18 protein-coding genes are annotated in these 20,586 nt (G+C 71.1%); 2 read left to right on the top strand and 16 right to left on the bottom strand.

The window, feature by feature from the left end; genetic code table 11:
- Positions 1-523: 523 nt before the first annotated feature.
- The 15 genes from tyrS to infC all read right to left on the bottom strand — a co-directional run bounded on the left by tyrS (position 524) and on the right by infC (position 16,869).
- Positions 524-1,837 (bottom strand): tyrosine--tRNA ligase, encoded by a 1,314-nt coding sequence (gene tyrS / locus ITJ69_RS18800; protein ID WP_123338478.1) that lies wholly within the window; start codon positions 1,835-1,837, stop codon positions 524-526.
- Between the two features lie 127 nt (positions 1,838-1,964).
- Positions 1,965-2,660 carry a DNA-3-methyladenine glycosylase gene (locus ITJ69_RS18795; protein ID WP_194673650.1) on the bottom strand — a complete coding sequence of 232 codons (696 nt, stop codon included), beginning with the start codon at positions 2,658-2,660 and terminating at the stop codon, positions 1,965-1,967.
- Positions 2,657-4,093, bottom strand: coding sequence for an argininosuccinate lyase (gene argH, locus ITJ69_RS18790; RefSeq protein WP_123293380.1), 1,437 nt, complete (start codon positions 4,091-4,093; stop codon positions 2,657-2,659). Before argH ends, ITJ69_RS18795 begins: the two co-directional genes overlap by 4 nt.
- Before the next feature lie 42 nt (positions 4,094-4,135).
- The gene (locus ITJ69_RS18785; RefSeq protein WP_123293379.1) at positions 4,136-5,332 is read right to left on the bottom strand and encodes an argininosuccinate synthase; all 1,197 of its coding nucleotides are present in this window, start codon (positions 5,330-5,332) and stop codon (positions 4,136-4,138) included.
- Positions 5,333-5,341: 9 nt separating this feature from the next.
- Complete coding sequence (gene argF, locus ITJ69_RS18780; protein WP_123338475.1) at positions 5,342-6,304, bottom strand: ornithine carbamoyltransferase; 963 nt, start codon at positions 6,302-6,304, stop codon at positions 5,342-5,344.
- The gene (locus tag ITJ69_RS18775) at positions 6,301-7,470 is read right to left on the bottom strand and encodes an acetylornithine transaminase (protein WP_416354942.1); all 1,170 of its coding nucleotides are present in this window, start codon (positions 7,468-7,470) and stop codon (positions 6,301-6,303) included. Before ITJ69_RS18775 ends, argF begins: the two co-directional genes overlap by 4 nt.
- 50 nt (positions 7,471-7,520) lie before the next feature.
- A complete protein-coding gene (gene argB / locus ITJ69_RS18770; protein WP_123293376.1) occupies positions 7,521-8,573 on the bottom strand; it encodes an acetylglutamate kinase in 1,053 nt (350 codons plus the stop codon).
- Positions 8,573-9,781, bottom strand: a complete 1,209-nt coding sequence (argJ, locus tag ITJ69_RS18765; protein ID WP_323743151.1) for a bifunctional glutamate N-acetyltransferase/amino-acid acetyltransferase ArgJ — start codon at positions 9,779-9,781, stop codon at positions 8,573-8,575. The genes argB and argJ overlap by 1 nt, the downstream gene beginning before the upstream one ends.
- Positions 9,778-10,875, bottom strand: coding sequence for an N-acetyl-gamma-glutamyl-phosphate reductase (locus ITJ69_RS18760; protein ID WP_123293375.1), 1,098 nt, complete (start codon positions 10,873-10,875; stop codon positions 9,778-9,780). The genes argJ and ITJ69_RS18760 overlap by 4 nt, the downstream gene beginning before the upstream one ends.
- A 78-nt stretch (positions 10,876-10,953) precedes the next feature.
- Positions 10,954-13,446: a phenylalanine--tRNA ligase subunit beta gene (gene pheT, locus ITJ69_RS18755; RefSeq protein ID WP_194673648.1), complete on the bottom strand. Its 2,493-nt coding sequence runs from the start codon at positions 13,444-13,446 to the stop codon at positions 10,954-10,956.
- Positions 13,446-14,486 (bottom strand): phenylalanine--tRNA ligase subunit alpha, encoded by a 1,041-nt coding sequence (gene pheS / locus ITJ69_RS18750; protein WP_111086283.1) that lies wholly within the window; start codon positions 14,484-14,486, stop codon positions 13,446-13,448. The genes pheT and pheS overlap by 1 nt, the downstream gene beginning before the upstream one ends.
- Before the next feature lie 92 nt (positions 14,487-14,578).
- On the bottom strand, positions 14,579-15,442 hold the full coding sequence (locus ITJ69_RS18745) for a TrmH family RNA methyltransferase (protein WP_194673647.1): 864 nt from the start codon (positions 15,440-15,442) through the stop codon (positions 14,579-14,581).
- A 65-nt stretch (positions 15,443-15,507) separates the two neighbouring features.
- Positions 15,508-15,891: a 50S ribosomal protein L20 gene (gene rplT / locus ITJ69_RS18740; RefSeq protein WP_111086285.1), complete on the bottom strand. Its 384-nt coding sequence runs from the start codon at positions 15,889-15,891 to the stop codon at positions 15,508-15,510.
- A 27-nt stretch (positions 15,892-15,918) separates the two neighbouring features.
- Positions 15,919-16,113: a 50S ribosomal protein L35 gene (rpmI, locus tag ITJ69_RS18735; protein ID WP_111086286.1), complete on the bottom strand. Its 195-nt coding sequence runs from the start codon at positions 16,111-16,113 to the stop codon at positions 15,919-15,921.
- A gap of 60 nt (positions 16,114-16,173) precedes the next feature.
- Positions 16,174-16,869, bottom strand: coding sequence for a translation initiation factor IF-3 (gene infC, locus ITJ69_RS18730; protein WP_194673646.1), 696 nt, complete (start codon positions 16,867-16,869; stop codon positions 16,174-16,176).
- Between the two features lie 288 nt (positions 16,870-17,157).
- Between infC and ITJ69_RS18725 the strand changes: the two genes are divergently transcribed.
- On the top strand, positions 17,158-17,514 hold the full coding sequence (locus ITJ69_RS18725; RefSeq protein ID WP_173170823.1) for a DUF1844 domain-containing protein: 357 nt from the start codon (positions 17,158-17,160) through the stop codon (positions 17,512-17,514).
- Between the two features lie 102 nt (positions 17,515-17,616).
- On the opposite strand, the gene ITJ69_RS18720 is transcribed toward ITJ69_RS18725, so the two are convergent.
- Complete coding sequence (locus tag ITJ69_RS18720; RefSeq protein WP_194673645.1) at positions 17,617-18,969, bottom strand: phosphotransferase; 1,353 nt, start codon at positions 18,967-18,969, stop codon at positions 17,617-17,619.
- Between the two features lie 268 nt (positions 18,970-19,237).
- Between ITJ69_RS18720 and ITJ69_RS18715 the strand changes: the two genes are divergently transcribed.
- Positions 19,238-20,572: a CHAD domain-containing protein gene (locus ITJ69_RS18715; protein WP_194673644.1), complete on the top strand. Its 1,335-nt coding sequence runs from the start codon at positions 19,238-19,240 to the stop codon at positions 20,570-20,572.
- Positions 20,573-20,586: the final 14 nt, after the last annotated feature.

The raw sequence follows: 20,586 nt of genomic DNA, 5'->3' as shown, positions 1-20,586 counted from the left end.
ACACCCCAAAGGGCATCAGACCGAGTTGATTCTGACTGTTGACTGTCTACTGACAATCTTCAATCCAAAAGGAATTGCATCATGACCTGAACAACCGAAGCTGCCCAGGCACGAGGTCAATCAATAAATTGGCATTGACAATGTGCACGCTGTTGAGTTCTCAAGGACCAGACGCACTCGCTCTTCGGCTCAGGTTCGAGCTCCAGCCACGAGGCTTGTGTACTTGGCTTGCCACCGGTGTGTCGTCGGACCCGGAGGTCCTGTGGCTCATCCTGAGGGGAGAGAACCGGTGGGCTTGTCATCCTAAGCGTCGAAGCGATCGAGCACAAGGCCAGATCTGATCTTCAGTGGAGGATGGTCCCGCTTGAGGGCCGACGTGCTCTGGGCTTTCGCTCCAGCCGCTCCGCCGCACCTTTGGGGTGACGAGTAGGAACTTTACGCAGGCCTGGGCGAGTGTGCCAAGCCAGGCCCGATCCCGGGCGTGTCGCGTTGTGCAACACGCGTCGCCCGGGTGCCGACGCGGTCAGGCCAGCGTCACGCCGGCGAGGGTCTTCTTGCCGCGGCGGAGCACGAGGACTCCCCCGGGCAGAGCGAGGTCCGACAGCGGTGCGGTGGCGTCCTCGGCTCGGACGTTGTTCACGTACACGCCGCCCTGGTCGATCGCACGCCGGGCTTCACCGAGGGACTTCACGAGCTCGGTCTCGACGAGGGCCCGGGCCACGTCGGCGCCGGCCTCGATGGTGACCGACCCCGGCAGCTCCGCGATCGCCGACCGCAGGGTGTCCGGGTCGAGGGCACCGAGGTCACCGTTGCCGAACAGCGCAGCCGCGGCGTCGATCGCAGCCTGGGTGGCGTCGACCCCGTGCACGAGCGAGGTGACCTCGAACGCGAGGGTCCGCTGCGCTTCGCGTCGGAACGGTTCGTCGGCCACCGCCTGCTCGAGTCGCTCGATCTCGGCGCGGGACAGGAACGTGAACTCCCGCAGGCGCGCGATCACGTCGGCATCCGCTGTGTTGAGCCAGAACTGGTACAGCGCGTACGGCGACGTCATCTCGGCGTCGAGCCAGATGGCGTTGCCCTCGCTCTTGCCGAACTTCGTGCCGTCCGAGTTCGTGATCAAGGGTGTCCCGAGCGCGTGCACCGTCGCACCCTCGGCACGACGGATGAGCTCCGTCCCCGAGGTCAGGTTGCCCCACTGGTCCGAGCCACCCGTCTGCAGCGTGCAGCCGTACTGCCGGAAGAGCTCGCGGTAGTCGAGGCCCTGCAGGATCTGGTAGCTGAACTCGGTGTAGCTGATCCCAGCGTCGGAGTTCAACCGCGCGGCGACGGCGTCCTTCTTGAGCATCGAGTTCACCCGGAAGTACTTGCCGACGTCGCGCAGGAAGTCGATGGCGGACATCGGCGACGTCCAGTCCAGGTTGTTCACCAGCCGGACGCCGTTGTCACCATCCGGGCTCAGGAACCGTGACACCTGCCCCTGCAGACGCGCCACCCACTCGGCGACGGTCTCGCGGGTGTTCAGCGTGCGCTCCGCCGTCGGACGTGGGTCGCCGATGAGCCCCGTCGATCCCCCGACGAGCGCCAGCGGCTTGTGCCCGGCGAGCTGCAACCGACGCATGGTCAGGAGCTGCAGCAGGTTGCCGCAGTGCAGCGACGGTGCCGTGGGGTCGAAGCCGCAGTAGTACGTGATCGGATCACCGTCGAGGGCCTCTTGGAGTGCGGTCTCGTCGGTCGAGACCTGCACCAGACCGCGCCAGCGCAGTTCGTCCCACACCGAGGCGAAGGTGGGGTCGTTCTGCTGGCGCGTCAGGACGTCTTGAGCGGTATCACTGGACACCCCGCCATCGTAGCGGCGGCGCACCACCGACAGCGCGCCGTCGACCGGGAGGCCCGTGGTGCGTCCGGGCCCACGCCGCCGGTTCCGGCGCGACGCGCCAGCGGCGGGCCGGCCGTGCCGGTGGGGATCAGTCGAGGGCACCCTTGTGCCGTCGGTACGTCGAGACCGTCGGGTCGCCCGTCAACCAGAAGCGCCAGGGGTACTGCGCACCGCCGGCGATGCCGCCGACGCCGGTGCGCGGTCCGCGCGAGATGCGCGGGACCGGACCCGTCCCGCCGGGGCCGGGTGCGGTCTCGGTCAGGAGTTCCTCGACGACGCGGGCTGGCGGGGCGGAGGCGAGCCGCGCCTCCAGGCCGGGTGCCAACGTGAGCACGAACGGACCGGACCCGTCGAGCAGCGAGGGGCCGTCGTCCTGTCCGAGCACCGCGCCGAGGGCGCCACCGAGGTTGCCGGGGCCACGCGCCAACGCGACGTCGGCGACCGACGGGCCACGTCGTCCGCGTGCGGTGTCGACGCCCTCGATCACCTGCGCACCGCGGAGCAGGGAACCGGAGGAGGTGCCGGCCGGTGCGCTCACGACGTTGACGCAGGTGTGGATGCCGTACGAGCGGTACGCGTACAGGGTGCCCGGCGAGCCGAACAGGTGGCGGTTGCGCTCGGTCGGACCGCGGTGGCCGTGCGAGCCGGGGTCGGTGGGGCCGAAGTAGGCCTCGACCTCGGTGATGCGCAGGGTCACGCCACGGCCAGCGATCGTCGCACCGAGCAGCGCCGGTGCGATGCGCGGCGCCGGCTCGGCGAGCATCGCGAGCAGCCCCTCGGTCATCGCGTGAAGGGTGCGCCCTCGGCCAGGTCGTGGACGCGACGCGTGACGGACGCCAGCTGCTCGGCCACACGGTCCGGAGCGGTCCCGCCGACACCCGAGCGGGACGCGACACTGCCCTCGATCGTGAGCACGGCACGGACCCCGGGGGTCAGGTGCTCGGAGACCGACCGGTACTCGTCGTCGGTCGGGTCGTCGAGCTCGATGCCGCGCTGTTCGCAGTACCGGACCAGCGCACCGGACACCTCGTGCGCATCGCGGAACGGGACACCCTGGCGGACCAGCCACTCGGCCACGTCGGTCGCGAGCGAGAAGCCCTGCGGCGCGAGCTCGGCCATCCGGTCGGTGTCGAAGGTGAGCGTCGCGATCATGCCGGTGAAGGCCGGCAGCAGGACCTCGAGCGTGGCGACCGAGTCGAAGACGGGCTCCTTGTCCTCCTGCAGGTCGCGGTTGTAGGCGAGCGGCAGTCCCTTCAAGGTCGCGAGCAGGCCCGTCAGGTTGCCGATCAGACGACCGGACTTGCCGCGCGCGAGCTCGGCGATGTCCGGGTTCTTCTTCTGCGGCATGATGCTCGAGCCGGTCGAGAAGGCGTCGTGGAGCCGGACGAAGCCGAACTCCTTCGTGTTCCAGAGGATGACCTCTTCCGACAGACGCGAGACGTCGATGCCGATCTGCGCGAGGACGAACGCGAACTCGGCGACGACGTCGCGGGCGGCCGTGGCGTCGATCGAGTTGTCGGCCGGGCGGTCGAACCCGAGCTCCGCGGCGATCGCCGCGGGGTCGAGACCGAGCGAACTGCCGGCGAGGGCACCGGCGCCGTACGGGCTCACGCTCGCGCGGCCCGCCCAGTCGCGGAGGCGTTCGAGGTCGCGGACCAACGGCCACGCGTGCGCCAGCAGGTGGTGCGCGAGGAGGACGGGCTGCGCGTGCTGCAGGTGCGTGCGACCCGGCATGATCGCCGACGGGTGCTCGTTGGCCTGCTGGGTGATCGCGTCGACGAGGTCGATCACGAGTCGGCCGATGCGCCGCCCGTGGTCGAGCATGTGCATGCGGCCGAGCGTCGCGATCTGGTCGTTGCGGCTGCGGCCGGCGCGGAGCTTGCCGCCGAGCTCCGGACCGAGGTCGGCGATGAGGAGGCGCTCGAGGGCACCGTGGACGTCCTCGTCGGACTCGTCGGGCTGCAGCGTGCCGTCGGCGTGCGCGGCCTCGAGCCGGTCGAGTCCGGCGAGCATGCGCTCGAGCTCGTCCGCCGTGAGGTACCCGGCCGTGTGCAGGGCCCGGGCGTGCGCGCGGGAGCCGGCGATGTCGTACGGGGCGAGCTGCCAGTCGAAGTGCGTCGACTTCGAGAGCGCTGCCAGGGCCGCACTCGGGCCGTCGGCGAAGCGGGCGCCCCAGAGGGCTCCGGTGTTGGTGGCGTCGGTCTTCTCGTCGGTCATGTCGTCCTGCGTCGTTGTCGTCGGGCCGGGTGGCGGCGGGTGTCAGTTCGCCGCGTCGCGGCGGGCGGAGATCTTGCTGGGGAGCGACCAGAGTTCGATGAAGCCCTTCGAGAGGGACTGGTCGAACGTGTCGCCGGTGTCGTACGTGGCGAGGTCGAAGTCGTAGAGGCTCTGCTCCGAGCGACGGCCGGTCACCGTCGCGCGACCGCCGTGCAGCTGGAGGCGGACGTCGCCGGAGACGTGCTGCTGGGTGTGGTCGACGAAGGCGTCGAGGCTGCGCTTCAGCCCGCCGAACCACAGGCCGTCGTAGACCAGGTCGGCCCACTCCGACTCGACGCCGCGCTTGTAGCGGTTCACGTCGCGCTCGAGGGTGAGGCGCTCGAGCTCCTCGTGCGCCGTGATGAGCGCGATCGCCGCAGGGGCCTCGTACACCTCGCGCGACTTGATGCCGACGAGGCGGTCCTCGACGACGTCGATCCGACCGACGCCGTGCTTGCCCGCCACGGCGTTCAGCTCCTGCACGATCCGCAGCACGCTGAAGCGCTGCCCGTCGAGCGCCACCGGGACGCCGCGCTCGAACGTGATGGTCACCTCGTCCGGGTCGCGCGGGACGGCGGGGTCCTGCGTGTAGGCGTAGAGGTCCTCGGTCGGGGCGTTCCACGGGTCCTCGAGGAAACCCGTCTCGACCGCACGGCCCCACACGTTCTGGTCGATCGAGTACGGCGACCGCTGCGACTGCTGGATCGGCAGGGCGTGCTGCTCGGCGTACGCGATCGCCTTGTCCCGGGTCAGGGCGAGGTCACGCACCGGAGCCACGCTCCGCAGGTCCGGGGCGATCGCCGCGACCGCTGCCTCGAACCGGACCTGGTCGTTGCCCTTGCCGGTGCAACCGTGCGCGACGCTGTCGGCGCCGAGCTGCTTCGCCGTCAGCGCGAGGTGCTTTGCGATGAGCGGGCGGCTCAGCGCCGACACCAGCGGGTAGCGCTTCTGGTACAGCGCGTTGGCCTTGAGGGCCGGCACGATGTACTCGTCGGCGTACTCGTCCTTGGCGTCGACCACGATCGACTCCACGGCCCCGCAGTCGAGCGCGCGCTGCCGGATCGCGTCGAGGTCCTCGCCGCCCTGGCCGACGTCGACCGCGAGTGCGACCACCTCTTTGCCGGTGGCGTCACGCAGCCAGCCGATCCCGACGGAGGTGTCGAGGCCGCCGGAGTAGGCGAGGACGACGCGGTCAGCCATGCGGTGCGCCTACGCGGTCGCCACGGCGTTCGCCGTTGCCGTCGTCGCGCCGTTCGCGGCGAGGAGCCAGGCCAGCAGCGCCTTCTGGGCGTGCAGACGGTTCTCCGCCTCGTCCCAGATGATGCTGCGCGGCCCGTCGATGACGTCGGCGGTCACCTCGTAGCCACGGTCGGCGGGCAGGCAGTGCATGAACACCGCGTCGTCGGCAGCGTGCGCCATCAGGGCGTCGTCCACGCGGTACCCGGAGAAGGTGTCGAGGCGCGACTGCTTCTCGGACTCCTTGCCCATCGACACCCAGGTGTCGGTGACCACGACGTCGGCACCGGCGACCGCTGCCACCGGGTCGGTCACGACCAGGACGGAACCGCCGGTCTCGGCCGAACGGTGCTCGGCGTCGGTGACGACCTGCGGGGACGGCGAGAACTCAGCGGGAGCCGCGACGCGGACGTGCATGCCCGCGGTCGCGCCGGCGAGCAGGTACGACTGCGCCATGTTGCTCGCGCCGTCACCGATGAACGCCACGGTCTGGCCCGCCAGCGTGCCACGGTGCTCGCGGATGGTGAGCAGGTCGGCGAGCAGCTGGCAGGGGTGGAAGTCGTCGGACAGTGCGTTGACGACGGGGACGGTCGTGCCGGCGGCCATCTCCTCGAGACCGGCCTGCCCGTAGGTGCGCCAGACGATCGCCGACACCATGCGCTCGAGCACGCGGGCGGTGTCCGACGGGGTCTCCTTGCCGCCGAGCTGGCTGTTCGCCGTCGAGATGATGAGCGGGCTGCCGCCCAGGTCGGAGATGCCGACGTGGAACGACACCCGGGTGCGGGTCGACGACTTGTCGAAGATGACCGCGACGCTCTGCGGGCCGGCGAGGGGCTTCGCACCCCAACGGTCGGCCTTCATCTGGTCGGCGATGTCGAGGATCGCGGACTGCTCGGCCTGGCTGAGGTCGTCGTCCCGGAGGAAGTGGCGGGTCATGCGGAGGTCTCCTGGGCGGCAGCGACGGCCGCGAGGCTCTGGGCGAGGATCGACACGAACTCGTCGATCTCGGCGTCGGACACGATGAGCGGCGGCGCGAGGCGCAGGCTCGACTCGTTCGGGGCGTTGATGATGAGGCCACGCTCGAGGGCGGCGGAGTTCACCGCGGCCGCGATCGGGCCGGTGAGCCCGACGCCGATGAGCAGACCGGTGCCGCGGACCTCTTCGACGAGCGGTGAGCCGATGCCGGCGATGCCGGTCCGGATCCGCTCGCCCTTGACCACGGCGGCAGCGACGAGGTCCGCGCGTTCGATCTCCTCGAGCACCGCGTTCGCCACGCGGGTGCCGAGCGGGTTGCCGCCGAAGGTCGAACCGTGCTGGCCGGCCGAGAACAGGTCGGACGCCCACCCGAAGGTCACGAGCGCGCCGATCGGGAAGCCGCCGGCGATGCCCTTGGCCACCGTGACGGCGTCGGGGGTGAAGCCGTGGCCCTGGTAGGTGAACCAGTTGCCCGTCCGGCCGACACCGGTCTGGATCTCGTCGAGGATCAGCAGCGCACCGTGCTCCTCGGTCAGCCGGCGCGCGGCGAGCAGGAACCCCTCGGGCAGGTCGACGACGCCGGCCTCGCCCTTGATCGGCTCGATGACGATCGCCGCGACCGTGTCGTCGATGGACTCCTCGAGCGCAGCGACGGTGGAGTCGATGTGCTCGACGCCCGGGATCATCGGCAGGAAGTCCTGCTGGAGCGCGGGCTTGCCGGTGAGCGCGAGCGCCCCCATCGTCCGGCCGTGGAAGCCCTGCTTCAGCGCGAGGATGCGGGTCTTCTGCCCGTCGGCGCCCTTGTTCAGGCGCGCGAGCTTGAACGCCGCCTCGTTCGCCTCGGCCCCGGAGTTGCCGAAGTACACCCGCCCGGCGTCGCCCGCACCGGTGATGCGCTTGAGACGCTCCGCCAGCTCGAGCTGGGGCGGCGTCGCGAAGTAGTTCGACACGTGCACGAGCTTCGCGGCCTGGTCGGCGATCGCCTCGACCAGCACGGGGTGCGCGTGGCCGAGCGAGTTCACGGCGATGCCCGCCAGGAAGTCGAGGTACTCGTTGCCCTCGACGTCCCAGACACGGCAGCCCTGTCCGCGCTCGAGCATGATCTTCGGCGGGGTCAGGGATCGCATGAGCGACGCCCCGAACCGGTCGTTCCAGGTCTCGGTCTGCGTCTCGCTGCTCACGGCTGCTGCCCCTTCTCGGTCGTGCTGGCCACGTGTTGGCCGGTGCTGGTGCTCGTCGACGGTGCTGCGACGCGTCGGCCGATCTCGGCGTGGGTCATCTGGTTCTCGGTGCGTCGGCTCGGGTCCGGGATCACCTCGGTGCCCGCACCGCGCAGGGTGAAGACCTCGAGCAGGATCGAGTGCGGGATCCGACCGTCGATGATCGTCGCCCCGCCGACCCCGCCGACCACGGCGTCGAGGCACGCGGTCATCTTCGGGATCATGCCCGACTCGAGGGACGGCAGGAGCGCGCGGAGCTCCTCGACCGCGATGAGGTCGACGAGCGAGTCACGGTCCGGCCAGTTGCGGTACAGGCCGGGGACGTCGGTGAGCATGATGAGCTTCGACGCACGCAACGCGATCGCCAGGGCACCCGCGGCCGCATCGGCGTTCACGTTGAGCGCCTGGTCCGGGTGGGCGTCGTCGATCGCGATGCTCGAGACCACCGGGATGCGGCCAGCCTCGATCGCGGCGAGCACCCCTGACGGGTCGACGTGGGTGATGTCACCGACGTGCCCGAGGTCGTACTCCTGCCCGTCGACGACCACACCCTTCTGCTCGCCGGTGAACAAGGACCCGCCGTCGCCGAACACGCCGACGGCCAGGCCCTCGCCGTGCTCGTTCATCAGGTCGACGATCTCGCGGTTGACCTCGCCAGCCAGGACGTCGCGGACGACCGAGATCGCCTCGGTCGTGGTGACGCGGTAGCCGCCACGGAACTCGGACTCGATGCCCTGTTCCTTGAGCGCGGCCGAGATCTGCGGACCCCCGCCGTGCACGACCACGGGGTGCAGTCCCGCGTAGCGGAGGTAGACCATGTCCTCGGCGAACGCACGCTTGAGGTCCTCGTTCACCATCGCGTTGCCGCCGAACTTGACGACGACGACCTTGCCGGAGAACCGCTTGAGCCACGGCAGGGACTCGATCAGGGTCGCGGCCTTGACGGCGGCGAACTCGTGCTCTTCTTCCTTCGTGAGGGGCGTCCCGGCCCCTTCGGTGTCGTTCGCCATCAGCTGGAGTACGCGCTGTTCTCGTGCACGTAGTCGTGCGTGAGGTCGTTGGTCAGGATCGTCGCCGAGTGCGTCCCGACGCCGAGGTCGATGCGCACGTGGGTGTCCCGCGGCGTCAGATCGACGGTGTCGCTCGGCTGGTCCGGGGCGCCGGCGTGGCAGACCCGGACACCGTTCATGCTGACGTCGACCGCGTACGGGTCGAAGTCGGCGTCCGTGGTGCCGATGGCCGCGAGGACCCGGCCCCAGTTCGGGTCGTTGCCGAAGACGGCCGCCTTGAACAGGTTGTTGCGCGCGACACTCCGGCCGACGGTGACGGCGTCGTCCTCGGTCGCGGCGTGCACGACCTCGATCGCGATGTCGTGACTGGCGCCCTCGGCGTCCTGCTGCAGCTGGCGGGCCAGGTCGGCGCAGACCGCGGTCAGTGCTTCCTGGAAGTCGCCGACCTCGGGCGTCACCCCGCTCGCACCCGACGACAGCAGCACGACGGTGTCGTTCGTCGACATGCAGCCGTCCGAGTCGACGCGGTCGAAGGTGATGCGGGTGGCCGCGCGGAGCGCCTGGTCGAGCTGGTCCGGGGTCTGCACGGCGTCGGTCGTGATCACGACGAGCATCGTCGCGAGCCCGGGTGCGAGCATGCCCGCACCCTTCGCCATGCCGCCGACGGTCCAGCCGTCCTCGGTCACCACGGACTGCTTCGCCCTGGTGTCGGTCGTCATGATGGCCGTGGCCGCGTCCGGGCCGCCATCAGCGGTGAGCGCAGCGCCCGCGAGGTCGACGCCCCGGAGCACGTTGTCGCGGAACGTCTGGTCGCCCACCCCGATGAGGCCGGTGGAGCAGACGACGACATCGCCCGCTCCGATGCCGAGGGCGTCGCCCACCGCTTCGGCCGTCAGGTGCGTGGTCTGGAAGCCGAAGGAGCCCGTGAAGCAGTTGGCACCGCCGGAGTTCAGGACGACGGCACGCGCAGCGCCGTCACCGACGACCTGGCGGGACCAGATCACCGGGTGCGCCTGCGCGCGGTTGCTGGTGAAGACCGCGGCCACGGCCGCGTCGGGGCCGTCGTTGACGACGAGGGCCACGTCCGGCTTGCCGCTGGTCTTCAGGCCGGCGGTCACGCCGGCAGCGCGGAAACCCGCTGCCGCGGTGACGCCCTGGAGGCCCGGTTCGCCCTGGGTGGGCTTGCTCACGTCGGTGAGGTCGGTCACGGTGCGACTCCGTCCACGCTGAGGCCCAGGGTCTCCGGCAGACCCAGGGCGATGTTGGTCGACTGGACGGCGGCACCCGCCGTGCCCTTCGCGAGGTTGTCGAGAGCCGTCACGGCGACGACGCGGCCTGCGGCCTCGTCCACCGCGATGCCGACGAGTGCGGTGTTCGCACCGATCGTGTCCGCGACACGGGGGAACTCGCCCTCGGGCAACAGGTGCACGAACGGCTCGTCGGCGTAGGCCTGCTCCCAGGCGAGCCGCACGTCGCGGGCGCTGACACCCGGGGTGAGCTTGGCCGTCGTCGTCGCGAGGATGCCCCGCGACATCGGGACGAGCACGGGCGTGAACGAGATCGTCACGTCGGCAGCACCCGCCACGACCAGGTTCTGCTGGATCTCCGGGACGTGCCGGTGCGTGCCGCCCACCGCGTAGGCGCTGGCGGAGCCCATGATCTCGGACGCCAGGTAGGTGTTGGCGAGCTTCTTGCCGGCACCGCTCGGGCCGACGCTCAGCACGGCGACGATGTCGTCCGACTCGACGAGCCCGGCCTGGATGCCCGGCTGGATGCCGAGCGTCACCGCGGTGACGTTGCACCCGGGGACCGCGATCCGCTTGGTGCCGACCAGGGCCGAACGCTGCTTGCCCTGCGACGCGATGTCCTCGACCTCGCGCCACTCGTCGGCCGAACCCGGGGTCGGGGCGGCGAGCAGGAGCTCCGGCAGGCCGTAGGTCCAGGCGCCGTGGTAGTCACCGCCGTAGAACTGCTCCCAGGCTGCGGGATCCGTCAGACGGTGGTCCGCGCCGCAGTCCACCACGAGGGCGTCGTCCCCGAGCTCCTCGGTGATCGCCCCCGACTGACCGTGCGGCAGCGCCAGGAACACGACGTCGTGCCCGCGGAGCGTCTCGGCCGTCGTCTTCTCGAGGGTCAGGTGCGACAGCGACCGGAGGTGCGGCTGCGTCGCGATCAACGGCTGTCCGGCGTTCGAGAACGCCGTCACCGTCCTGACGTCGAACTCGGGATGGGCGGAGAGCACGCGCAGGAGCTCACCACCCGCGTAGCCGGAGGCTCCCGCCACGGCGACGGATACGGACATGGGATTCCACCTTTGGTCGGACTGGTCGTCGAGAGAGTCGGAGGCGGCGACCCCGGGCGGTGCTGATCCCGTCGTGGGTCAGTCGCGCAGGGTCGCCCCGAATCGCTCGCCGGCACGTCGGACTGCGCCGTCACGGGCCTCGGTGGCCTCGGCAGCGGTCAGCGTGCGGTCCGTGGCACGGAAGCGCAGGGCGAACGTCAGGGACTTCTGTCCCTCGTCCACGCCGGAGCCCCGGTAGTCATCCACGAGCCGAGCATACTCCAACAGGTCTCCGGCACCAGAGCGGACCGCATCCAACACGTCACCGGCCGGCACCCCGGCGTCGACGACCAGGGACAGGTCCTGCGTCGCTGCCGGGTACGACACGATCGGCGCGACCGCGACGAGGTCGGGGGCCGCGGCCACCATGGCGTCGAGGTCGAGCTCGACCACGGCCACCACGCGGGGCAGCACCGCAGCGGCGGACAGTTCCGGCAGGAGTTCGCCGGCGACGCCCACGACGGTGTCGCCCACGAGCAGCGACGCCGCGCGGCCCGGGTGCAGGGACGGGTGGGTGGTCTGCGCGACGCGCAGTTCCACGCCGACGGCCCACGCCACCTGGCGGGCTGCGTCGATCGCGTCGGCGATGCCGAACGGCTCGGCCGCGACGCCCGCCTGCTTGCCGACGCGGTTGCCGGTGAGCAGGGCGGACACGTGGAACGGCTGTGCGGGCAGGGACGCGTCGAGCGCCTCGAGCGTCGCGCGGTCGGGCAGCGCGGCACCGGCCGGGACCTCGTCGGTGCCGAGCGTCACGCCCGTCACCGGCAGGAACACCCGCGAGGTCTCGTAGAGCGCGACGTCGAGCAGGCCGCGCGAGACGTTCCGGCGAGCGGCGTCGACGAGGGCGGGCACACCACTGCGGCGGAGCAGGTTCTGCTCGCTGTCGAGGGCGTTGGCGAGGACGACGCTCGGGCCGCCCTCCGGGTCGATCCCCGGGTAGGCGTCCTGCGTCGCGGCGGAGACGAACGGCGCCGTCACCGCTTCGACCAGACCCGCGGCGGCGAGGGCCGCGGAGACCCGACGGCGCGCCTGCTGGTGCGGGGTGAGTCCGCGTCCGGGCGGGGCCACGGGGAGCACGCTCGGGATGCGGTCGTACCCGACGATCCGCGCGACCTCTTCGACCAACGTGGTGTCGTCGGTCAGGTCCGGACGCCAGGTCGGCGGGGTGACGGCGAGCTGCGCACCGTCGACCTGCACCGTCGCGCCGATCGCACGGAGGGTGTCCACGACCTCGGCGTCGCTGTAGTCCACGCCGATGAGCTCGGCCGGACGCGAGGTCCGCATGGCGACCGTCGCACGGGGCTCGGTGTCGACGAGCGTGGAACCGAGAGCATCGGCCGTGCCGCCGGCCAGCTCGACGAGGAGGTCGACGGCGCGGTTCGCAGCAGCCTCGGCCACGAGCGGGTCGACGCCGCGCTCGAACCGACGGGAGGCCTCGCTCGGCAGCTTGTGGCGGCGAGCGGTCCGCGCGATCGAGACCTGGTCGAAGCCAGCTGCCTCGATCAGGACGTCGGTCGTGCTCGCCGAGATCTCGGTCCGGGCACCGCCCATCACGCCGGCGAGCCCGACGGGGCCGTCGTGGTCGGTGATGACGAGGTCCTCGGGGTCGAGCTTCCGCACGGCGCCGTCGAGGGTCTCGAGCGTCTCGCCGACAGCCGCACGACGGACACCCAGGCCGCCGCGGACGGTCGACAGGTCGTAGCCGTGCAGCGGCTGGCCGAGCTCGAACATGACGTAATTCGTGATGTCGACGGGCAGCGAGATCGAACGGACGCCTGCCAGGGCGAGACGCGACACCATCCAGGCCGGTGTCTTCGCGGCGGGGTCGATGCCTCGGACGACGCGGGTGACGAAGGTGCTCGCGCCGACGCGACCGCGGATCGGGGCTTGGTCGTCGATCGTGACCGAGAAACCCTCGGCCGTGCGTGGTGCGACGCGGTCGACGGGGTCGTGGAAGCTCGCGCCGGTGGCGTGGGCGTACTCACGTGCGACACCGCGCATGCTCAGCACGTACCCGCGGTCCGGCGTGACGTTGATCTCGACCGCCGCGTCGTCGAGGCCGAGGAGCGCGATGGCGTCCTGGCCGACGTCGGGCTCCATGTCGAGGTCTGCGAAGCGGAGGATGCCCTCGTGCTCGTCACCGAGACCGAGCTCGCGTGCCGAGGCGATCATGCCGTCGGAGACGTGGCCGTAGGTCTTGCGGGCCGCGATCGGGAACGGTCCGGGCAGCACGGCGCCGGGCAGCGTCACGACGACGAGGTCGCCCACGTCGAAGTTGTGCGCACCGCAGACGATGCCGCGGGGCTCGGGCTCGCCGACGTCCACCTGGCACCAGTTGATCGTCTTGCCGTTCTTCTGCGGTTCCGGGACACGCTCGAGCACCCGGCCGACCACGACGGGGCCGGTCAGGTCGAAGGTGTGGACGTCCTCTTCCTCGAAGCCGACCGACACGAGCGCCGCGTGGACGTGCTCGAGGGTGACGTCCTCGGGGAGGTCGACGGACTCGCCGAGCCAGCGGAGTGGGACGCGCATCAGACCACCGTTCCGAACTGCTGCGAGAAGCGGATGTCGCCCTCGAGGAAGTCACGCATGTCGTTCAGGCCGTTGCGGAACTGCAGCGTCCGCTCGATGCCCATGCCGAAGGCGAAGCCCTGGTACTCGTCCGGGTCGATGCCGGCGGCACGCAGGACGTTGGGGTTGACCATGCCGCAGCCGCCCCACTCGACCCACCGCGCGCCACCCTTGGCGTTCGGCTGCCAGACGTCCATCTCGGCGCTGGGCTCGGTGAACGGGAAGTAGTTCGGGCGCAGGCGGATCTGTGCCTCGGCACCGAAGACCTGGCGGGCGAAGTGCTCGAGCGTGCCGCGCAGGTGTGCCATCGTCAGGCCCTTGTCGATCGCGATGCCCTCGACCTGGGTGAAGACCGGCAGGTGCGTGGCGTCGAGCTCGTCGGCACGGTACACGCGGCCCGGGGCGATGACGTAGAGCGGGAGGTCGCGGGACAGCAGCGACCGCACCTGCACGGGCGACGTGTGGGTGCGCATGACCAGGTGGCGGTCGACGGGCTCGACGAAGATCGTGTCCGCCATGGCCCGGGCCGGGTGGTCCTGGTCGAAGTTCAGGGCGTCGAAGTTGAACCACTCGTGCTCGAGCTCGGGGCCCTCTGCCACTTCCCACCCCATGCCGACGAAGATGTCCGCGACGGCTTCGTTGAGCAGCGAGAGCGGGTGGCGCGAGCCGGTCGGGCGGTGGGTCGGCAACGCGGTGACGTCGACGCGCTCGGCCTCGAGCCGCGCGCGCTCTTCGGCCACGGCGAGGACCGACTCCTGCTCCGCGATCGCCGCGTTCAGCCGCCCGCGGGCCTGACCGACGAGCTTGCCGGCCGCGGCCTTCTGCTCCGGCGGGACGCTGCGCATCGACGCGTTCATCCGAGCCAGCGGCGACTGCTCACCGGTGTGCTCGGCCCTGGCCTGCTTCAGTTCGGCGACCGTCGTCGTGGCGCGGACGGCGGCGAGTGCTGCGTCCACGGCGTCGGCGACGGCCGATTCGCTGATCTCGAGAGGTTCTGACACGAGACCCAAGCCTACCGGCCGACGGGATACCACCCGCCTGCACCGGTCGGACTGTGGATGGCCGATGCCGACGACCGACCTGTGGAGGGAGGTCAGCTCCGGAGTGCGAACGCCGACTCGTACAGGCAGACCGAGGCCGCCGTCGCCAGGTTCATCGACTCCGCCTGGCCGTAGATCGGCACCTTCACCGCACGGTCGACGAGCGCGAGGTCCTCGGTCGTGAGCCCACGCGCCTCGTTGCCGAACACCCACGCGGTCGGACCGTCGAGCATGCCCTCGGCCCGGACCACCGGCAGGTCGTCACCCGAGACGTCGGCCGCGAGCACGGTGTACCCGAGTGCCTTCGCCCGCGCGATCGTGTCGGCCAGGGTCACGCCGACCGACACCGGCACGTGGAACAGCGAGCCCGTGGTCGACCGGACGACCTTCGGGTTGTACGGGTCCACCGACCGCCCGGTGAGGACCACCGCGTCGGCGCCGGCGGAGTCGGCGGCGCGGATGATCGTGCCGGCGTTCCCCGGGTCCCGCACCTCTTCGAGGATGGCGACCAGCCCCGGCAACGCGGCCGGCTCGTCGGCGTCCGCACGGGCCTCCAGGTCGACGGCAGCGGCAACGTCACCGACGCGACGGTCCGGGAAGACGTCCTTGACCGACGTCGGGAACTGCTGGCAGACGGCGACGACGCCCTGTGGCGTCACGGTGTCGGCCATCGCGTCGAGGACCTGCTCCGTCACGAACCAGGTGTCGACCGGCGCGTCGTCGAGGCCGTAGCGGGCTGCGGCAGTCGGCGTCACGTAGAGCTCGCGCAGGAGCTCCGGGGCGTACTCGAGTGCTTCACGCACCGCCTGCGGCCCCTCCAGCAGGAAGAGGCCCGTTTCGGCACGGACGTCCTTCTTCGACAGGGCCGCGACGGCCTTCACGCGTCCGGCACGGGGGTTCTCGAGGAGTTCGCTCACGACCCAAGTCTAGGAACGACGAAACCCCCGCCGTGCGGCGGGGGTTTCGCGAGCAGAAGAACTGACTACGCAGCCTTCGGGGCCGAGGTGTCGGCCGGGAGGGCCTTCTTCGCGGTCTCGACGAGCGCGGTGAAGGTCTCGGGGTTGTTCACCGCGAGGTCGGCGAGGATGCGACGGTCGACCTCGACACCGGCGAGACCCAGACCCTGGATCAGACGGTTGTAGGTCAGGCCGTTCGCACGGGACGCAGCGTTGATGCGCTGGATCCACAGGCGACGGAACTCGCCCTTCTTCGCGTGACGGTCGCGGTACGCGTAGACCAGGGAGTGGGTGACCTGCTCCTTGGCCTTGCGGTACAGACGCGAACGCTGGCCGCGGTAACCCTCGGCGCGCTCGAGGATGACGCGGCGCTTCTTGGCGGCGTTGACCGCTCTCTTTACTCGTGCCATTGCACTATTCCTTTACGATCCGGGGGCTCAGTGGCCGAGGAGCTTCTTGACGTTCTTCGCGTCTGCCTTGGAGAGGACCTGGTCCTCGTTCAGGCGGGCCTTGCGCTTGGAGCTCTTGACCTCGAGGTTGTGACGCATACCGGCCTGCTGCTTCATGACCTTGCCGGTACCGGTGATCTTGAAGCGCTTCTTCGACCCGGAGTGGGTCTTCTGCTTGGGCATGGTGGTGCCTTTCCGTGGGATGGATGGGAGCCGCGTCGTTGCGGGGTCGGTCTGGGTGACCTACTCGGCGGGAGCGTCGCTCTTGGCCGGTGCCGTGTCCTGCGCGGAAACCTCGGCCGGGGCCTCGGTCTCGGTCTCGGCGTCTGAGTGGTCCTTCGCAGCGTGCTCGGTGGCACGACGCTCGGCCTTCTGTGCAGCGCGCTTCGCGTTCTGCTCGCCCTTGACGTCGGACTTGTTCTTCAGGGGGGCGATGATCATCGTCATGTTGCGGCCGTCCTGGGTGGGACGGGACTCGACGACGCCGAACTCGGCGATCTCCTCCGCGAACTTGTGGAGGAGACGGACACCCTGCTCCGGACGCGACTGCTCGCGGCCACGGAAGAGGATCATCGCCTTCACCTTGTCGCCACCGAGGAGGAACCCCTCGGCGCGCTTGCGCTTCGTCTCGTAGTCGTGCACGTCGATCTTCAGGCGGAAACGGACCTCTTTCAGGTCCGTGTTCACCTGGTTGCGACGGGCTTCCTTGGCCTTCTGAGCGGCTTCGTACTTGAACTTGCCGTAGTCCATGATCTTGGCCACGGGCGGCTTCGAGTTCGGCGCGACCTCGACCAGATCCAGTTCGGCTTCCTGCGCGAGGCGCAGTGCCATGGCGATCGGGACAACGCCGACCTGCTCACCCTGCGGGCCGACGAGTCGGACTTCGGGAACGCGGATTCGGTCGTTGGTACGGGGATCGGTGATGCGGAGCTCCTTCAATCAGGTGGTGGTCGTCCGGGACGTTTGCCCTGGACGACAGCACGAGAGAGGAGATCTGACGCACGGATCGGAACCCGTTCGGCAGCCGCCCTGCGTCGGATCCGTGGACCCGACCGACGTGTGCACCCAGTTGCTGTGCACTCGTGGAGCGGTGGTGACCCGGTAGCCTGGTGGAACGCGGCCGCGGGTGGGAGAGACTCCTCTTTCGTGACACCGTCCGAGCGCTTCAGGAGAACCTGATGGCACACGGACAGCATCTGCCGCGAGCGAGTCTAGCAGAGGAGCACCGTGACCGACACCCCGATCGACGACGACGGCAGCGGCATCGACGCCGCCAGGGACATCTCGGAGGTGCCGGCCGTCGAACTCATCAACACCGTGGCCGTGCACCTGCTCAGTGCCGCCGCCGTGAAGGTCGGCCTGGCCGACGACCCCCAGGAGCAGACCGACCTGGACGAGGCGCGCAAGCTCATCACCGCACTGGCCGGACTGGTCACCGCCGCGGCGACCGAGATCGGCGACCACCACGCCCGTCCGCTGCGCGACGGGCTGCGCTCGGTGCAGCTCGCGTTCCGCGAGGCGTCGGCGATCCCGGACGCACCGGGCGCCGGACCGGGCGAGAAGTACACCGGCCCCGTCAACTGACGGCTGGCGGCTGACGCACGACGGGCACTGTCCGTCACGGCGTTCGACGGGAGGCCCGTGGCGGGATCGCCACGGGCCTCCCGTCCGCCTTCGGGTGCGCGGTCAGGACCCGCTGCGGCCGACCAGGCGCGTGACGGCCGTGAGCGGGATGCCGACCCAGTCGGGTCGGTTCCGGGTCTCGTAGACGACCTCGTAGACGGCCTTGTCGAGCTCGAACGCATCCAGGAGCTCCCGGTGTGCGCCGAGGTCGGTGCCGGTCCCCCGCTGGTACCCGTCGAGGAACCGCACGCGTGCCTCGTCCGCCCAGCCCGCTGCGTCGACCGGTTCCGCGTCGTGCGCCAGGGCTCCGGCGACGTAGTCGAACGACCGGAGCATGCCGGCCACGTCACGGAGCGTGACGTCCGGCAACGAGCGTTCGGCCAGGGGACGGAGCGGCTCCCCCTCGAAGTCGAGGAAGACCCACCCGCGCGGCTCGGGGGCAGCGAGCACCTGCCCGAGGTGCAGGTCGCCGTGGATGCGCTGCAGGTCCGGCCAGGGCGTCGCCGTCGCCGCCGCGTACACCGCTCGGATCGCGTCTGCGTGCTCGGCGACCGCCGGGGCCTCGCGCGCGGCGGTGTCGAGCCGCTCGTGCATCGTCGCGACGGCGGTCCGTCGTCGCGCCTCGTCGGCGGGCTCGGACGGTAGTGCCTCGGCGAGGGTGCGGTGGACGTCGGCGAGCGCCGCCCCGAGCTGCTCGGCCCGATCGCCGAAGGGCGTGCCGGCGTGCGCTTCCTCGAGGGCCACGCGCCAGGCGTCCTCGAGGCCCGGCAGGAACTCCTGCGCGAACGCGAGGTGACCGGTCGCCGTGCCGCTGCCCTGCCCGACGTCGGGCCAGCTGCCCCGCAGTGCGCCGTAGACCTGGGGGACGCGTGCGCTGCCGGCTGCGGACAACGCGAGCTGCGTCGTGACGTCGGGGTTGTCGCCGTGGTGCAGGACGCGGAACACCTTGATGATGACGCGGGCACCGGACTCGGTGTCGCAGATGACCGAGGTGTTGGACTGCTCGCCGGTCAGGACGCGGGCAGCCGTGACGGTGCCGATGGGGCGGAGGCTCTGCGGGTCCGCGTCGATGCGTGCGGCGAGCGCCGTGATCCACGCGTGGTCGGTGGTGGCGTCGGCGATCGTGCCGTCGGGGCCGCTGGTCACGGGTGACTGGTAGAGGACCGGAGCCGCGGGTGCTGCGGGGGCTTCGTCGAGGACGAGCCGGGTGCCGTCGGCGGTGGAGAGGGTGCGGAGGCGCGGCACGGACCCCTTCGAGGCGTACCACCGGCGGTCGGCGATCCAGGACTCGAGGTCGTGGTCGCTCGGGGCCGTGGCGCTCGGGGCTGTGTCGCTCGGGGGTGCCGTGGCGCTCGAGGGTGCGGTGTCGCGGGTGTCGGGTGCGGTGTCGCTGGGGTGGCGGGCTCCGTCGCTCATGCAGCGGACCGTACGCGCCGAGTGCTGGCGAGGTGCCGAGTCCGTTCCTCATCCCTGCACAGCTCGCGGTTCTGGGCCGCCCGTCCACAGAACGCGCCTGCGCTCGGACCGCACGGGTGCTGGCGGACGACACTTGCGGACATGCCGAGCCAGCACCCCGCCCCCCGACACCGCCCGCACCGATCCCCGCCGGAGTTGGCGGATCCCCGACGACCGCCGACTGCCAGCACTCGAGCCCCTCGCATCCGCCGTCGAACGGCACGAGCCCGTGACACTCCGCGAGACCGTGTGGGACTCCGACGAGCACGTGCTCGCGGCCGAAGGGGTGACGCTCACCCGCGCCCAGGACGGCGCCTGGAGCCTCGACCACGGCGACGGCCCGGTGCCGGTGGGCGCGGACCTCGATCGACCGGACGGCGAGCAGCCCCCGCGTGACGGGGTCGAGGTGTTCCTGCGCGGGCGGGCGGTGGCGACGGTCCGCCTCCGGGACACCACGACGACGCTCGTGACCCTGCGCGGCAAGGACGGTCGGGTCCGAGCCGAGATCGCCGACGTCCGGGTGGACGAAGGCGACCCGGACACCTCCGTGCTGCGGTCCGCACGGTGGTGGGCCCTGTCGGACGACGGGCGGGACGGCACCACGGCACGGGCCGCGGAGCGAGCGCTGGACGACGCGGCCACCGAGCCGCCGTCGACCTCGGCGGTCGCGGTTGCGCCCGCCCCCGTGCTCGCCCCGGAGCGGCGCGGCAACCGGGCGAAGCGACCACGTTCGGGCACCGCTGCGGCGTTCGTGCTGCGGGTCCTCGAGTCGCTGCGCGCCGACCTCGTCGCGGTCGACCCCCGAGCCCGCGCCGACGACCACGAGTCGGTGCACGACTTCCGGAAGGTGGTCCGTCGGCTGCGGAGCGTGCTCGCGGCGTACCGCGGAGCCCTCGACCGCGAGGCAACCGAGGCACTGCGGGCCGCCCTCGCCGAAGCCGGACGTGTCGCCGGGGTCGCCCGCGATGCCGAGGTCCTGCACGGCGGGCTGTTCCGGTCAGCGGCGCGGGCCCCCGAGGGCTTCGTCGACGCGCCGACGCTGGACCGGATCGGCGAGCAGGCGGCGGCACTCCGCAGCGCGGCCGCATCGGAACTCCGCCAGGCACTGCGCTCGGACGACTGGTTCCGCACCCTCGACGCGCTCGATCGCCTGCTGCTCCGCGCCCCGGCCGGACCGCACGCCGACGACGCGGCCGCTGCCTTCGTGGCGAAGCGCATCGACCGCGAGCGCGCTCGGGTCCGACGACTGCTCGACGGTGGTGCGGCGGGTCTCGACGTCCTGCACGAGATCCGGAAGGCGGCACGGCGCCTGCGGTACGCGCTGCAGGCAGCCGGTGACGTCGCCGACCTCGGGAAGCGGCGGCTCGGCCGGCTGCGGCGGGTGCAGGAGACGCTCGGTGACGCCCTCGACGCGGCACACGCGGCAGATGCCTACCGGCGGCTCTCCGGGCCCGCGGCCCGGGACGGCGCCGACACCTTCGGGTACGGGGCGCTGGCGACGGCCGAGCACGCCGTGCTCGAGCGGGGGCTGCGACGTTCGCGGAAGGTGCTCGCCCGACTGTGAGCGCGGCCGGGCGT

It is taken from the genome of Curtobacterium sp. VKM Ac-2887, assembly GCF_015350935.1.
Taxonomy (GTDB): domain Bacteria; phylum Actinomycetota; class Actinomycetes; order Actinomycetales; family Microbacteriaceae; genus Curtobacterium.
This window is presented reverse-complemented; position numbering and strand designations above follow the sequence as displayed.